Consider the following 15,071-nt stretch of genomic DNA (forward strand, 5'->3'; position numbering starts at 1 on the left):
CTCACGCGGCCCGCGTCTCGAAGTCGATACGCGGGTCGATCCAGCTATAGGTCAGGTCGGAGATGAGGTTCACCACCAGCCCGACCAGCGAGAAGATGTAGAGGTTGGCGAACACCACCGGGTAGTCGCGGTTGACGATCGACTCGAACGACAGCAGGCCGAGGCCGTCGAGGGAAAAGATCGTCTCGATCAGCAGCGCGCCGGAGAAGAACGCGCCGATGAAGGCGCCGGGAAAGCCCGCGACGACGATCAGCATCGCGTTGCGGAAGACGTGTCCGTAGAGCACCTGCCGCTCCGACAGCCCCTTCATCCGGGCGGTCAGCACGTATTGCCGCCGGATCTCGTCGAGAAACGAGTTCTTGGTCAGCAGCGTCGCGGTCGCGAAGGCGCCGAGCGCCATCGCGGTGATCGGCAGGGTGATGTGCCAGAGGTAGTCGGTCACCTTGTGCCAGGTCGAGAACTGCGACCAGCCCTCGCTGGTCAGGCCGCGCAGCGGGAAGACCTGGAAGAACGAGCCGCCGGCGAACAGCACGATCAGCAGGATCGCGAACAGGAAGCCCGGGATCGCATAGCCGACGATGACCACCGCCGAGGTCCAGACGTCGAAGGCCGAACCGTCGCGCACCGCCTTGCGGATCCCGAGCGGGATCGAGATCGCGTAGGACAGCAGCGTCATCCACAGGCCGAGCGTGATCGACACCGGCAGCTTCTCGCCGATCAGCTGCAGCACCGAGACATCGCGAAAGTAGCTCTTGCCGAAGTCGAACCGGACGTAGTCCCACAGCATCTTCAGGAAGCGCTCGGGGGCCGGCTTGTCGAAGCCGTATTGCTGCTCCAGGCGCTGGATGAAGGCCGGGTCGAGCCCCTGGGCGCCGCGGTAGCGGGATTGGCTCTCCCCTCCCCCGCCGCGGGAGGCGGCGGCGGACCCGCCGAGGTCGCCGCCTCCGCCGGTGACCCGGGACATCGCCCCGGTATTCTGGCCCTGGAGCTGGGCCAGCACCCGCTCGACCGGGCCGCCGGGGGCGAACTGCACGATGACGAACGAGATCAGCATGATCCCGAGCAGGGTCGGGATCATCAGCAGGATGCGGCGCAGGATGTAGGCGGCCATGGGGTCTCGTCAGTTCCGTCCGATCGTCCGGGCGCGCTCGGCGTCGCGCCACCAGAGGGCGGGCACGCCGAGGCCGTAGCGCGGCAGCTCCTTGGGCCGCCCATACACGTCCCAGGCCGCCAGCCGGTGCGTGCCGGAATACCACATCGGCACCCAGGTGCGCCCGGCGCGCAGCAGCCGGTCGAGGGCGCGGCAGGCGACTGTGAGCTCGGCCCGGCTCGCCGCGCTGGCGACCCGGTCGAGCAGCGCGTCGGTCGCCGGGTCGGCGAGGCCGCAGAGGTTCTGCGAGCCCGGCGTGGCGGCGGCGCGGCTGCCATAGACCTCGCGCAGACCCGCCCCCGGCGTCACCGAGCCGCCGAAACGGGCCGCGACCACGTCGAAGTCGAACTCCTTGAGCCGCGACTGGTACTGCGCCGCGTCGATGAGGCGCGAACTCGCCCGGATGCCGAGCAGGCCGAGATTCTTGATGAAGGACTGGACGTGGGGCTGGAACGACGGCGTCGCGTCGAGGAACTCGAAGGCGAGCGGCTGGCCGCCCGGCAGCGTGAGCTGGCCGCCCTCGCGGGTGCAGCCGGCCTCGCGCAGCAGCGCGTCGGCCCGGCGCAGCAGCGCCCGGTCCTGGCCCGACCCGTCCGAGCGCGGCGGCGACCACGGCTCGCCGAACACCTCCGCCGGCACCTGCCCGCGCAGCGGCTCCAGCAGCGCCAGTTCCTCCGGCGAGGGCAGGCCGGTCGCCTTCAGGTCGGAGTTCTCGAAGAACGAGGCCGTGCGCGTGTAGGCGCCGTACATCAGGTTCTGGTTCGTCCACTCGAAGTCGAAGGCGAGCCCGATCGCCTCGCGGATGCGGGGATCGCGGAACACCGGCCGGCGGGTGTTGAACCACCAGCCCTGCGTGCCCGAGGGCGTCGCGTCCGGCACCGTCTCGCGCTTGACCCGTCCCTCGCGGGCGGCCGGGAAGTCGTAGCCGGTGGCCCAGACCCGGGCGGTGAACTCCTCGCGCCACGTGAAGGCGCCGGCCTTGAACGCCTCGAACGCGACGTCGCGGTCGCGAAAATACTCGTAGCGGATCTCGTCGAAGTTGTTCTGGCCGACATTGACCGGCAGCTCGGCGGCCCAGTAGTCGCGCACCCGCTCGAAGGCGATGAAGCGCCCGACCTCGAAGCGCGACACCTGATAGGCGCCGGAGCCGAGCGGCGGCTCCAGGGTCGAGGCCTCGAACTCGCGGGTGCGGTAATAGGCCTCGGAGAAGATCGGCAGCTCGGCGACGATCAGCGGCAGGTCGCGGCTGCGCCCGGGAGCGAAGCGCACGATCACCCGCTCGTCGCCGTCGGCCTCGGCGATGACGACGTCGCGCAGCACCTGCGACAGGCGCGGATGGCCCTTCTCCTTCAGGATCCTGATCGAGAACGCGACGTCCCGGGCGGTGAGCCGGCTGCCGTCGTGGAAGCGCGCCTGCGGCCGCAGCGCGAAGGCGTAGGCGAGCCCGTCCGGGCTCGGGGTGACCGAGCGGGCGACGAGGCCGTAGAGCGCGTCGGGCTCGTCGAGCGCCCGCACCATCAGGCTGTCGAAGGTCTGGTCCATGCCGGCGGCGCCGTCGCCGCGCAGCACGTAGATGTTGAGGGTGTTGAACGTCTCGAACGCCTGATTGCCGGTGGTGGCGGCGATCTGGGTCGAGAACGAGCCGCCCTTGGGCGCCATCGGCTCGACGTAGTCGAAGCGCGGGAACGTCGCCGGGTATTTCAGCTCGCCGAAGCTGGAGAGGCCGTGGCGCTCCCCGGCCGGGACCTTGGCGCGGGCGGGGCGGGGCAGCGCCAGGGCGGCGGCGGCCCCGGCGAGCAGGGTGCGGCGGGTCGGGGCGCTCATCGGGCGATCCCGGTCTTCGCCGCCAGCGCCTCGTCGGTCCACCACGTCGTCGGGAAACCGGAGCCGCCATAGGCCGGCAGGGTGGCGGGCCGGGCGAAGCGGTTCCACCGCAGGGTTCGGGTGACGCCCGAGCCCCATTGCGGCACGACGTAGTTGTGGGCGAGCAGCACCCGGTCGAGGGCGCGGGTGGCGGCGACGAGGCCGGGCCGGTCGGGGGCGTAGATCACCTTGTCGATCAGCGCGTCGATGCCTGGGTCCTTGATCCCCGCGAGGTTGCGCGAGCCCGGCCGGTCGGCGGCGGCCGAGCCCCAGAAGTCGCGTTGCTCGTTGCCCGGCGACAGCGACTCGCCCCAGGAATTGAGCGCCAGGGCGTCGAAGTCGAAGCCGCGCACGAGGTTCTGGTACTGCGCCGGGTCGACGACCCGCAGCGACACCCTGATGCCGATGCGCTCCAGGGCCGCCTTGTAGGGCAGCACCACCCGCTCGGCCGAGCCGTCGTAGCCGAGGAACTCGACCGAGAGCGGCTGGCCGCTCGCCTTCTCGACCATCTGGCCGCCGCGGATCTCGTAGCCCGCCGCCTGGAGCAGGCCGACCGCCTCGCGCAGGTTGGCGCGCACCGCCTCGGGGCCGCCGTTGACCGGGTTGCGGTAGGGCGCGGTGAACACGCTCGCCGGGATTTTGTCGCGGACGCTCTCCAGGATCGCCTTCTCCTGGCCCTCGGGCAGGCCGGACGAGGCCAGCTCGGTGCCGAAGAAGTACGAGTCGATCCGCTTGTAGAGGCCGTAGAACAGGGTGCGGTTCATCTCCTCGAAGTCGAAGGCGAGGTTGAAGGCCCGGCGCACCCGCTCGTCCGCGAATTTCGGACGGCGCAGGTTGAAGGTGAAGGCCTGCATCACGCCGCTGCTGGTCTGCGGGAATTCCTCCTTGACGATCCGGCCCTCGCGGACCGCCGGGAAGCCGTCATAGGCGGTGGCCCAGTTGCGGGCGATGTTCTCCGAGCGCCAGTCGAACTGGTCGGCCTTGAACGCCTCGATCAGCACCGTGGCGTCGCGAAAATACTCGGTGCGCAGGGTCGCGAAGTTGTAGCGGCCCTTGTTCACCGGGATGTCGCGGCCCCAGTAGTCGGGCACCCGCTCGTAGGTGACGCTGCGGCCTGCATCGAAGCGGGCGAGGCGGTAGGGGCCGGAGCCGAGGGGGATCTCGAGGCTGGTCTCGGTCGGGTTGCGGGTCCGTCCGCTGGCGTCCTTGCCGGTCCACCAGTGCCTGGGCAGGATCGGCAACTGGCCGACGATCTGCGGCAACTCGCGGTTGCCGGCCTCGCTGAAGCTGAACCGGACCTCGCGGGGGCCCACCGCCTCGGCCTTGGTCACGTTGTGGTAGTAGAAGGCGTATTGCGGGCTGTTGGCCTTCAGCACCTCGAACGAGAACACCACGTCCTCGGCGGTGACCGGCCGGCCGTCGTGCCACGTGGCTTCCGGCCGCAGCCGGTAGGCGACGCCGCCGAGATCGGGCGCGACCTGCACCGCCTCGGCGAGCAGGCCGTAGGAGGTGAACGGTTCGTCGCCGGCCTCGGTCATCAGGGTATCGTAGATCAGCGGGATCTCGCCTTCGAGGTCGCCCTTCACCCCGGCGACCACGAGGTTGAAGTTGTCGAACGACCCCTGCGCCCCGAGCCGGAGCAGCCCGCCCTTCGGCGCGTCCGGGTTGGCGTAGTCGTAGTGTCGGAAGTCGGCCGGGTATTTCGGGGTACCGAGGAGCGACAGGCCGTGGCGCCAGCCGGTCTCCTGCGCGGGGACCGGCAGGGCGGCGAGGCACAGGAGGGCGAGCGCGGCGAGGGGGCGTGCGATCACGCGGGGCGTTCTCCGGGAGGCCGGCGGCGCCGGCGGTGGGGCTCGCCCTGTTGTAGGTCGGGGACGGCCCGGACAGAACCCCTCCCCCGAATCCGCGACGGCATCGCGCGGGCGCCAGGATGGCTCGCGGGCAGGCTCTCCAAAGCGGAAAGCCCGGCCTTTCGGCCGGGCTTCCACGTGGTGCGATGAGGGATCCCGCTGAGGGAACCAGGTCCTACCAGGTGCCGAACTTGTAGTTCAGGCCGGCGCGGACCACCGCGAACTCGGTGTCGCGGCGGGTCTGAGCCGCCTGGACCACGACGACGCCCGGGCTGGCGGTGTTGATCACCGCGCCGGCGTTGTTGACCGCGAACGCGCCGTTCAGGCTGTTGCCGCGATCGAGGTTCACGTACAGGCCTTCGACCTTCACCGTCACGGCCGACGACTTGAAGAAGTTCAGGAACGAGTCGGTGGGCAGGGCGTACTCGACGCCGCCGCCGACGGTCCAGCCGGTCTTGAAGTCGTCGGTCGAGGTGTTCGGCAGGCCGAAGTCGCGACCGCCGCCCGAGCCGTAGGCGAAACCGCCGGTGGCGTAGACGAGGGTGCGGTCCCAGGCGTAGCCGAGGCGGCCGCGCACGGTGCCGAAGAAGTCCAGGCCCGAGATGCCGGCCGGGTTGAACACCTGCTGGGCGGCCAGCGGGCCGGTGGCGCTGAAGCGGTTGCGGTCGCGGCCGAAATCGACGTACTGGGCGTCGGCCTCGAGGCCGACGACGATGCCCGAGCCCGGGGTGAACTGGTAGTTGTAGCCGATCTGACCGCCGCCGACGAAGCCGTCCGACGAGCGCTGGCTCGGGAAGGCGATGACGGTGGGGGCGGTGACGAGGCCGGTGGCCGGGCCGACGCCGACGATGGTGGCGCGGTTGTTGTCCTCGGTGGCGAAGCCGTAGCCCGCGTTGAAACCGGCGTAGAAGCCGGTCCAGGTGAACACCGGAACCGGCGTGAACACCGGCGGCGGCGCAGCGCGGCGCGGAAGGTCCGCCGCGAGGGCGGAGCCGGCGACGGCGACGCCCGCGAGGGCGGTGACGCTCTTGAGCAGCGACTTCATGGATCCTGGTCCTCTCTCCGATGCCGTCGCGTCCGCGTCCGTTTCAGGATCTGCGGTGATGCGCGGCCCTGGCCTCGACATACCCCGGTAGCCGTTTGAAATCTGTGTCTTCGCGACAACGCTGGTCCTGGGACCGCGGCCTTGGCGGCGCTTGTTCGCGAGCACTCCCTTGGCTCCTGCGGGGTGAACGCGCCGCAATGGCCAAGGTTCACCAGACGACGAGATTTTTTTGAGGACGGCGCCGCCGGGGCCTTGCCACGGCGCGGCGCAGCCCCCGGTCATACGATTTTCGGAACGGATCGTCCGACAATCGTATCAGAGGCGCTGGGTGACGAAGCGGGCGAGCGCGAGCCCCAACAGCAGGAAGGTTATGGAGAACGAGAACGAGTAGAACAGCGACGCATCGGCGCCGTAGCCGGAATAGAACGCACTCCGGAAGCCCATGATGATGTTGGTCATCGGATTGTAGAGCATGGCGTTGTAGATGACCGGCGGCATGCCGTCCGGCGTGAAGAACACGCCGCTCATGCCGTACAGAAGGATCGTGAACAGCGCGAAGCCCATCGTGAACGGCGGGAAGAACGTCGAGATGTTGGCGCACAGCACGCCGGTCGAGATCCCGAACATCAGCGCGGTGAGAAACCCGAGGACTGCCCGGAACGTGTCCGGCGGCACGACGTCGATGCCGAGCGCCGCCATGATGAGGAAGACGACGCCGGCGCTCATGCAGGAGGACGCGATCTCGACGCAGGCGCGGGCCAGGATGATGTCGAGATACTTGACCTGCGGGAACGACATCAGCGGCTTGGCCGAGGGCGTCGCCTCCATCACCTTGCGGGCCGCGTACGTGAAGGTGACGAACGGAACCGCACCGGTCGCCACGAACAGGATCAGGCTGTCCCCGAGGGGCGCTGGCACGTGACGGATCGACATGAGCGTGAACAGGACGCAGACGTGGGCCGACGGCCATCCGACCGCGATGGCGTAGCCCCACATGGTGCGGCCGAAGCGCGTGCGGATGTCGCGCAGGATCAGCGCGGACAGGACGTGCAACTGGACGTCGAGGGCGGAATTCGTCTGGGTGGTCATCGGTCTCGCTTCGATGCCCGGGGCGCCTCGCCGGGGCCCGCCTCGTCCGTGCCCGGACGGCCCGACCCCGGAACCGGCCCGCCGGCCCGGCCTGCCCGACGCCCTTAGGAAGCCAATGCGGCCGGGGCAAGGCCGAAGCGGCTCACGCCCGGCGCAGCGCCACAGCGGCGACGAGGGCGGCGGTCAGCAGCGTGACGGCGACCGGGGTCGCCGTGCCGTCGCTCCAGGCGGCGACCGCGAGGGTGAACAGCGCGCCGAGCGCCATCTGCAGGAAGCCGTACAGGCTCGACGCCGCGCCGGCGGCGAAGGGATCGACGTTCATCAGCCCGGCCACCGCGTTGGGGCCGAGCAGCCCGACGCCGACCGCGTAGAGGGCCAGGGGTGCGAGCAGGCTCGCCACCGACAGGTGGCCGGTCCGGTCGACGGCGAGCAGCAGGGCGGCGCCGGCGAGGCAGAGCAGGTTGCCCCAGCGGGCGGCCCGGCGGATCGGCACGCGGCCGGCCAGCCGTCCGGCCAGGGCCGAGCCGACGACCATCCCGGCGACCACCAGCAGGCAGTCGAGCCCGACCTCCTGCGGCGAGCGGCCGAGGCGCTCGACGAGCAGGAACGGCGCCACCGCCAGGAAGGCGTAGAGGCTGGTGCCCGCGCAGGCGCCGGCGACGACGTAGGCCCGGTAGGTCGGCACCTGCAGCAGGCGTCCGTACGCCGCCGCGATCGCCCCGACCCCGGGGAGCGCCACCGGCCGCCGGTTGGTCTCCGGCAGGGTGACCAGCACGAGGACGCCGAGGCCGCCGACCACCGCCGCGAGGGCGGCGAACACCGCCCGCCAGCCGAAGGCGTCGCCGATGAGGCCGCCGAGGGCCGGGGCGAGGGCCGGCGTCAGCGTCATCGCCATGGTGAGGATCGCGATCTTGCGGGTGGCGTCGAGGCTGGTCGAGACGTCCCGCACCATCGCCCGCCCGAGCACCAGCGAGCCGCAGGCCCCGAGCGACTGCAGCACCCGCGCGGCGACCAGGACGCCGATGCTCTGCGCGGGGATCGCGAGCAGCAGGCCGGCGAGGTAGAGGCCCAGCCCGACGATCAGGACCGGTCGGCGCCCGAACCGGTCCGAGACCGGGCCGTAGACCAGTTGCCCGCAGGCGAGGCCGACGAGGTAGAGCGTGATGGTGAGCTGCGCCGCCGCCGGCGAGGTCCCGAGTTCCGCCGCGGCGGCCGGCAGCGCCGGCACGAAGATGTGCAGCGCCACGGTCCCGGTCATCGTGATCGCGACGAGGAGCGCGAGGGACGCGCGGCGCGGCGCCGGATCGGGAGAACTCGTCGTCAAGGCGGGTCCCGGCAGGAGGAGGATCCGTTCTTAAGGCCGGGGCCGGGGGTTGAGGCATGCCGCTTCGGCATGGCAGCGATCCGGCGCCGCGCGGATGGCGGGTTCGGGTCACGCCTCCGGGTCGTCGTCCCCCGGTCCCTGCTCCCCGGTCGGGATCGCGTAGCGCCCGCTGAGCCAGCGCTGGAGGTCGACGTCGGCGCAGCGCCCCGAGCAGAACGGCCGGAAGGCCGGCACCGCCGGCTTGCCGCAGATCGGGCAGGGCGGCGGGGGTCCCTCCTTCCGGGGGGGATCGTCCGGCTCCACCATCACGGGGCCCCCGCGGGGGCGGGGATCGGCACCCGCCGGGTCATGCCGCGTCGCGCCACGCGGCGCGGACGGGATAGCCCTCGCCGTCGAGCAGGGCGATCGTCTCGTAGAGCGGCAGCCCGACCACGGCGCTGTAGGAGCCGACCAGCTTGACCACGAAGCTGCCGGCGAGCCCCTGGATGGCGTAGCCGCCGGCCTTGCCGCGCCACTCGCCGCTGGCGACGTAGCCGTCGATCTCCTTCGCGGACAGGCGCTTGAAGCGCACGCGGGTCTCGACGAGGCGCTCGCGGCGGCGTTCCTTCGGGCCGGCGATGCAGACCGCGGTGTAGACCCGGTGGGTGCGCCCGGACAGGAGCCGCATGCAGTCGGCCGCCTCGTCGGCGACCTCGGCCTTGGGCAGGATCCGGCGCCCGACCGCCACGACGGTGTCGGCGGCGACGAAGTAGGCGTTGGCGAGGTCGCCGCCGTGCCGGGTGGTCGCGAGCGCGGCGTCGAGCTTGGCCCGCGACAGCCGGCGGACGAGTTCGCGCGGCGCCTCCGACTTCAGCGGGGTCTCGTCGAGGTCGGCCGGCAGCAGGGCGTCCGGCTCCAGGCCGGCCTGCTGCAGCAGGGCGAGGCGGCGCGGCGAGCCGGAGGCCAGAACGAGCTTGGGACGCGCATCCGCGGTGAGCGAGGAGGAATCATCGGTCATGGCGCGCCGCGGCTCATCAGGAAGCTCCGATCGGGCGGCGAGCGCCGCCCCCGCCCCTATCTCGCCGCCTCGCCGCGGCAAGGCAACCGCGATCCACGATCCCGCGCGCCGATTTCCCGCCTCGCTCCGTGCCGGTCGCGGCCGCAGGGCGATCGCTTCAGCGATTGTCCTGCGGTCGCCCGCAGGGCGACGCTCCATGCCGGGCGCGCAGAGCGCCCCGCGGAGCGGGTTCGAGGGGACGAATGTCCCCTCGAACGCGAAAGCGGAGCGAGAGCCAAGTGAGCGGATGCGAACGCCGGCGCCTGAGGCCAAGCAAGAAACCAGGGCAATCGCTCTGAAGCGATGGCCCTGGTCGCGGCCGACGCGGCCGTGGACAACCCGGCGGTTTCTGCTATGGTCCGCCTCAGCCAAGCCGGACCGCGTCGCGGGGTCTTGGCCGATGCGCCCGGCGCATCGTGCGGGCGTAGTTCAGTGGTAGAACGTCAGCTTCCCAAGCTGAATGTCGTCGGTTCGATCCCGATCGCCCGCTCCAATCGATCCGGTGAAGCGTCAGCGGTTCTGGCGCCACTGGGACGGATGCTCCGATACGTCTCACCGCATCGATGACCCGGCTGGAAGGCCTGCTGCCGCGAAATCAACGATCTCGCGACAGGTCCGGAAGGGCGGGTCGAGGACGACCTGGGCGACCGGGCGGACCGGAAAATCTCGGTTCCGGCTGACGAGAGACGGCAACCCATCGAGCCCCCGGCGACGGCAAACACCGCACATCGAGGTTCCGCCGTCGGTGACGACAAAGTCGGCGATGAACCGATGCGATGTCCGCATGATTCGTTCCGGAAAGCGCATCACCAGTCCGCGCGTCACCGGAGCGAAGCCGAAATCCGCCTTGGGAAAGCGGCCGCTTGCGGTCGCCTGAAGCAAGCAATCGGATTTCGTGTGATAAGATCGGAGGCGGGGCGGTCCCGTGACTGGCCGGCATTGCGACAGGCCGCGGCGGGCCGGTCGACCGGCCCGGGAGGTGGCCCTCGATGTCTCGTTCGTCCGGCGACGGCTTCCTCGTCGCGCTCTACGACTGCGTCACCCGCGAGGATGCGCTGCCGGCGATGCTCGGCCTGCTGGCACTCCGGTTCGCGTGCTGCTCGGGCGCCTTCCTGTACGTGGACCGGGCGTTGCCGGAGGCCGACGTCGCCCTCGGCCACGGCGTGTTCGATGCGGAGGCCAAGGACCGCTACGAGCGCGACTTCGCCCATCTCGACCCGCTGCCCGCGATGATGGCCCGGCTGCCGGTCGGACGGGTGGTGGCGAGCGACCGGCTGTTCACCCCCGAGGAGATCGCCGCGCTCCCGTTCATCCGCGACTTCTACCACCCGCTCGGGCTGCGCGAGGCCCTCGGCGGGCCGATCCTCAACGAGAACGGCCGGTTCGGGATCGTCGCCGTCCATCGCGGTCCCGAGCGGGAGCCGTTCCGCACCGACGAGATCCGGGCCTTCGAGGACCTCGTGCCGCACCTGTCGCAGGTCATCCGCCTGCGCCGTCGCTTCTTCGAGATCGAGGACGGCGCCCGCCACCTCGGCGACGCCCTCGACGCGACCGCCGCCGCGGTGCTGGTGGTCGGCGAGGCCGGCGGCGTGCGCCGGGCCAACGCCGCCGCGCGGACGGTCCTCGCCCGCGGCGACGGGCTGACCTTGAGCCGGACCGGGCGCCTGGCCGCCCGCGACGCCGCCGCGAACCGGCGCCTCGGCGCGGCCCTGCGCGAGGCGGCCCCGGGCGAGCCGGTGATCCTGCCGATCCCGCGCGGGACGGAGGTCCCCTACGGCCTGCGGATCGTGGCGCCGGCCCGGCCGGGCCGCGACCGCGTGGTCCAGATCTGCGATCCGACCCGGCCGGTCCCCGACCCTGTGCCGGTCCTGATGGCCGCCCTCGGCCTCTCCCGCCCGAGCGCGCGCCTCGTCGCCGGCCTGCTGCGGGGCGACGACCTCAAGGATCATGCCCGGCGCGAGGGGCTGTCGGTGAACACGATCAAGTATCACCTCAAGTCCGCCTTCGACGTGACCCAGACGAGGCGGCAGGTCGATCTGGTGCGCGTGGCGGCGGCGGTCGCGCGCGACTTCGGGATCCCGGATCAGGTCCGATCGGGACCGGACGCGACATAGACTGCCCGGTCTATCCGAACGGATAGTGTCGCCCGCAGGCACGACTGCTACCCGGCTGCGGGCCGGTCGTCTCGGGAACCACCGGGCATCATGCCGCGGTACAGGGCCGGCGGGGAGACACGCCATGGCCATCTCGCGATACGGCACCGCCCTGAGCTTCAATTCGGTCCGGTTCGACCGGCAGGCCAACGGCGATCTGCTGATCTACGACTACGTCGCCAACGGCGGCACGCTGTACCGCGACCGGGCCGGGACGCTCAGCACCGTGGCGACCGGGCTCGGCGGGTTCGGCGCGGTGACCGCCCTGTCCGACGGCGCCGCCCTGCTGTACCGGCAGGACTTCGAGGCCGGCGGCGTCTCCTTCGCGGTCGTGGGCGCCGATGGCGGCCTGCGCGTGCCGTTCACCAGCGCCGCCATCGACGGCGACGGCCAGGGCGGCACGCAGGCGATCCGCGGCCCGAGCGCGACCGCGACCGCAGGCGGCGGCTTCTTCCTGGGCGTGACCGACACCACCTACGGCAACCAGCAGACCACCGTCACCTTCCCGGCGAGCGTGGATCTCGGCATCACCTCGGCGCAGATTCCGCGGGGCTTCGACGTCAGCCACCGCTTCTACGGCGCCGACGGCGCGGCGTCCGGGCCGTTCACGATCGACAACCTCGGGCGCTACGCCAACGGCGGCACCACGGCCGACTATTCCAGCGGGGGCCAGACCCTCGCCGACACCCTGACGCTGGCCAACGGCCACGTCGTCGAGGTCTACACCGACCAGCAGTTCTTCGACGGCCAGGAATACGGGCAGACGGCGCGGTACGCGGTCTCGACCTTCATCACCGCCCGCATCGTGACGCCCGCCGGCACCAGCGCGCCGATCACGCTCAACACCGATCCGATGAGCAACGTCTGGTCGGATCCGGCGAGCTACCGCGTCCAGGGCGACGGCGGGGTCCAGCTCGTCTCCCTCGGCAGCCAGGGCTTCGCGGCGATCTGGCACGAGCGGAGCACGGTGCGGGACCCGACGGTCTGGGGCGGCTACCGCTACGACGGCTACGACACCAAGATCCGCTACTTCGACCAGAACGGCGGCGCGCTCACCGACGAGATCCAGATCGCCCATCGCACCGATGCCCAGCGCCAGGCCCCGCTCGGCGTGGCGGCGGATGCGCTCTCGGGCGGCCGCATCGCCTTCCTGTACGAGTCGGTCGCCAACACCGCCGCCGGCCGGCTCTCGAGCCTGTCGCTCGGGGTGATCGGCCCGCTCGGGTCCAGCCTCTCGGTCGCGGAGGTCGCGCCGCCCCGGAGCGGCGACTACCAGGATCTCGACCTCAAGCGGATCGGCAACAGCCAGGTCGCGATCACCTACGGCGATGCCTCCGGCGCGCAGGTCCTGACCTACTCGGTCACCGCCGGCTCCGGGCGGGTGGTGTTCGGCACCGAGGGCGCCGAGTCCCTGGCCGGCGGCGCGGGGCCCGACACCATCGACGGCAACGGCGGCAGCGACACGATCGCGGCCGGTGCCGGCAACGACACGATCGTCCTGCGCTCGACGCCCGGCTTCGTCGACGGCGGCGCCGGCACCGACACCGTGGTGGTGGACGGGCGCGGCATCGTCCTCACCGACGCCACGGTCGCGGGCATCGAGCGGGTCGTGGTCACGAGCGGCAGCGTCGACCTGTCGGGCCTGAGCGCGGCGCCGGCGAGCATCGTGGCGCAGACCGGATACTACGAAGCCGTCAGCATCGTCGGCAGCCGCGCCGGCGACCGCATCACCGGCGCCGGCCTCGACAGCCTCGCGGGCGGGCTCGGCGACGACCTCTACTTCGTCGGCAACGCCAACACCCGGGTGTACGAGGCGGCCGGTCAGGGCCGCGACACCGTCTATGCCGCGGTGAGCTACGCCCTCGCCGAGGGCGAGGAGATCGAGGTCCTGCGCGTCGACCCGGCCGCCGCCGGTGCCCGCACCGGTCTCGGCCTGACCGGCAACGGCCTCGACAACAGCCTGTTCGGCGCCGCCGGCGCCGACACCCTGTCGGGCGGCGCCGGCAACGACCGCCTCGACGGCGGGGCAGGGGCCGACCTCCTGCGCGGCGGCACCGGGAACGACCGCTACACCGTGGACGATGCCGGCGACGTCGTCGACGAGAGCGACGATCCGTCCGGCATCGACCTCGTCGGCAGCTCGGTCGACTTCGATCTCGGCGACGGCGTGCATGCGCTCGGCGACGTCGAGAACCTGATCCTCACCGGGAGCGCGGATCTCGCCGGGTCCGGCAACGCCCTGGCCAACCGCATCACCGGGAACGCGGGCGCCAACCTGCTGCATGGCGGCGACGGCGACGACATCCTCTCCGGCGGAGCCGGGGCCGACCTGCTCTACGGCGACGCCGGCAACGACACCTACGCCGTCGACGATCCCGGCGACCGGGTCTTCGAGGCGGCCGGGGGCGGCAACGACGCGGTTCTCGCCAGCGTGAGCTACGCCCTCGCCGACGGACAGGAGGTCGAGACGCTGCGGGCGAGTTCCGGTGCCGGCCTGGCCCTGACCGGCAACGCCTTCGCCAACCGGGTGGTGGGCGGCGCCGGCGACGACACCCTGTCGGGCGGCGGCGGGCGCGACCTGCTCACCGGCGGCGCCGGGGCCGACGCCTTCCGGCTCGGCCCGCCCTCCGCCGCCGACACCGTGCGCATCACCGACTTCTCCGGCGCCTCCGGCGACACCCTGCGGTTCTCGGCGGCGGATTACGGCCTCATCACCGGCGCCGGCCTCGAAGCCGACGGGACGCTCTCGGCCGGCTACTTCGAGACCGGCCGGACGGCGACCCGCAGCCACGGCGAGTTCCTGTTCGATGCCGGGTCCCGGAGCCTGCTGTGGGACGCCGACGGTGCCGGTTCCGGCGCCGCCATCGCGCTGGCGACCCTGATCCCGCCGCCCGGAACGCCGGCGGCGGACATCCTCCAGGCCGGGGACCTGCGCTTCGCGTGAGGCGCCGTCCGGGAGGATTCCTCCCGGGCACGCCGCCGGGGCGGTGGCCGCACCGCCGCCCGGCGATTCCCTGCGCGGCCGCCGCCGTGATACGGATTCCGGAAGATTGCTTCCGGATTCCGTATCATACCAACGGCCCAGGATGCTGACGCATCGAGCCATCGACCCAACTCGAATTTCCGGCACCAAGCCAGAGGCTTAGCGGAAATTCGAGAGCAGAGCCAAAGGTCATTTTCAATGACCTTTGGTCTCACCCGGGCGGCACGCACCGACCGTCCCGCAGCAGCACCCATTCCTCGCAGACCCGCCCGTCCGGAAACCGGCAGGAGCCGACCTGCCCGCCGTCGCCGCTCCGGATCTCGGTCCGGCCGCCCTTCTGCGCGCAGTTCGTCGAGGCCGGGTTGGCCAGGCCGACCGGGCGGCCTGCCCCGCCGGGTTGCCCGGCCTGGCACACCGTGGCGCACAGGCCGAGGCCGGCCGCGGCGAACAGGATCGGAACGTTCATCACATGTCCTTCGCCCGGGTCGAACACGCCGTCGCACCGGCCGGCGGCGTCATGGCCTGCCTGCCGGGCCTCGTCCGGAAATCCGGACCGATCGCTCCCGCGATGCGGATCG

The 15,071-nt window shown here is 71.7% G+C and carries 12 protein-coding genes and 1 tRNA gene; 3 read left to right on the forward strand and 10 right to left on the reverse strand.

The features are described 5' to 3' along the window. Position 1 precedes the first annotated feature (1 nt). The 8 genes from EOE48_RS09240 to EOE48_RS09275 all read right to left on the reverse strand — a co-directional run bounded on the left by EOE48_RS09240 (position 2) and on the right by EOE48_RS09275 (position 9,318). Positions 2–1,111: a microcin C ABC transporter permease YejB gene (locus EOE48_RS09240; protein ID WP_127728511.1), complete on the reverse strand. Its 1,110-nt coding sequence runs from the start codon at positions 1,109–1,111 to the stop codon at positions 2–4. Positions 1,112–1,120: 9 nt separating this feature from the next. Beyond that, positions 1,121–2,974 carry an extracellular solute-binding protein gene (locus EOE48_RS09245; RefSeq protein ID WP_127728512.1) on the reverse strand — a complete coding sequence of 618 codons (1,854 nt, stop codon included), beginning with the start codon at positions 2,972–2,974 and terminating at the stop codon, positions 1,121–1,123. Further along, the gene (locus EOE48_RS09250; protein WP_127728513.1) at positions 2,971–4,824 is read right to left on the reverse strand and encodes an extracellular solute-binding protein; all 1,854 of its coding nucleotides are present in this window, start codon (positions 4,822–4,824) and stop codon (positions 2,971–2,973) included. Before EOE48_RS09250 ends, EOE48_RS09245 begins: the two co-directional genes overlap by 4 nt. A gap of 214 nt (positions 4,825–5,038) precedes the next feature. Then, entirely contained in the window at positions 5,039–5,908 is an 870-nt protein-coding gene (locus EOE48_RS09255; RefSeq protein ID WP_127728514.1) for an outer membrane protein, read from the reverse strand. A 315-nt stretch (positions 5,909–6,223) separates the two neighbouring features. Continuing rightward, on the reverse strand, positions 6,224–6,997 hold the full coding sequence (locus EOE48_RS09260) for an ABC transporter permease (RefSeq protein WP_127728515.1): 774 nt from the start codon (positions 6,995–6,997) through the stop codon (positions 6,224–6,226). 142 nt (positions 6,998–7,139) lie between these two features. Beyond that, a complete protein-coding gene (locus EOE48_RS09265) occupies positions 7,140–8,321 on the reverse strand; it encodes a multidrug effflux MFS transporter (RefSeq protein WP_281292739.1) in 1,182 nt (393 codons plus the stop codon). Between the two features lie 108 nt (positions 8,322–8,429). Then, entirely contained in the window at positions 8,430–8,627 is a 198-nt protein-coding gene (locus EOE48_RS09270) for a DNA gyrase inhibitor YacG (protein ID WP_127728516.1), read from the reverse strand. Between the two features lie 40 nt (positions 8,628–8,667). Continuing rightward, positions 8,668–9,318, reverse strand: a complete 651-nt coding sequence (locus EOE48_RS09275; RefSeq protein WP_127728517.1) for a Maf-like protein — start codon at positions 9,316–9,318, stop codon at positions 8,668–8,670. A gap of 457 nt (positions 9,319–9,775) precedes the next feature. Between EOE48_RS09275 and EOE48_RS09280 the strand changes: the two genes are divergently transcribed. Beyond that, positions 9,776–9,850, forward strand: a tRNA-Gly gene (locus EOE48_RS09280). A 59-nt stretch (positions 9,851–9,909) separates the two neighbouring features. Here the strand turns inward: EOE48_RS09280 and EOE48_RS09285 are convergent. Then, a complete protein-coding gene (locus EOE48_RS09285) occupies positions 9,910–10,239 on the reverse strand; it encodes a hypothetical protein (protein WP_127728518.1) in 330 nt (109 codons plus the stop codon). Between the two features lie 107 nt (positions 10,240–10,346). On the opposite strand from EOE48_RS09285, the gene EOE48_RS09290 reads away from it, so the two are divergent. Together EOE48_RS09290 and EOE48_RS30190 are read left to right on the forward strand one after the other, a co-directional pair. After that, complete coding sequence (locus tag EOE48_RS09290) at positions 10,347–11,471, forward strand: helix-turn-helix transcriptional regulator (protein ID WP_127728519.1); 1,125 nt, start codon at positions 10,347–10,349, stop codon at positions 11,469–11,471. A 124-nt stretch (positions 11,472–11,595) separates the two neighbouring features. After that, complete coding sequence (locus tag EOE48_RS30190) at positions 11,596–14,454, forward strand: calcium-binding protein (protein ID WP_127728520.1); 2,859 nt, start codon at positions 11,596–11,598, stop codon at positions 14,452–14,454. A gap of 250 nt (positions 14,455–14,704) precedes the next feature. On the opposite strand, the gene EOE48_RS09300 is transcribed toward EOE48_RS30190, so the two are convergent. After that, positions 14,705–14,959, reverse strand: coding sequence for a putative hemolysin (locus tag EOE48_RS09300; RefSeq protein ID WP_127728521.1), 255 nt, complete (start codon positions 14,957–14,959; stop codon positions 14,705–14,707). Positions 14,960–15,071 lie beyond the last annotated feature (112 nt).

It is taken from the genome of Methylobacterium oryzihabitans (assembly GCF_004004555.2).
Taxonomy (GTDB): domain Bacteria; phylum Pseudomonadota; class Alphaproteobacteria; order Rhizobiales; family Beijerinckiaceae; genus Methylobacterium; species Methylobacterium oryzihabitans.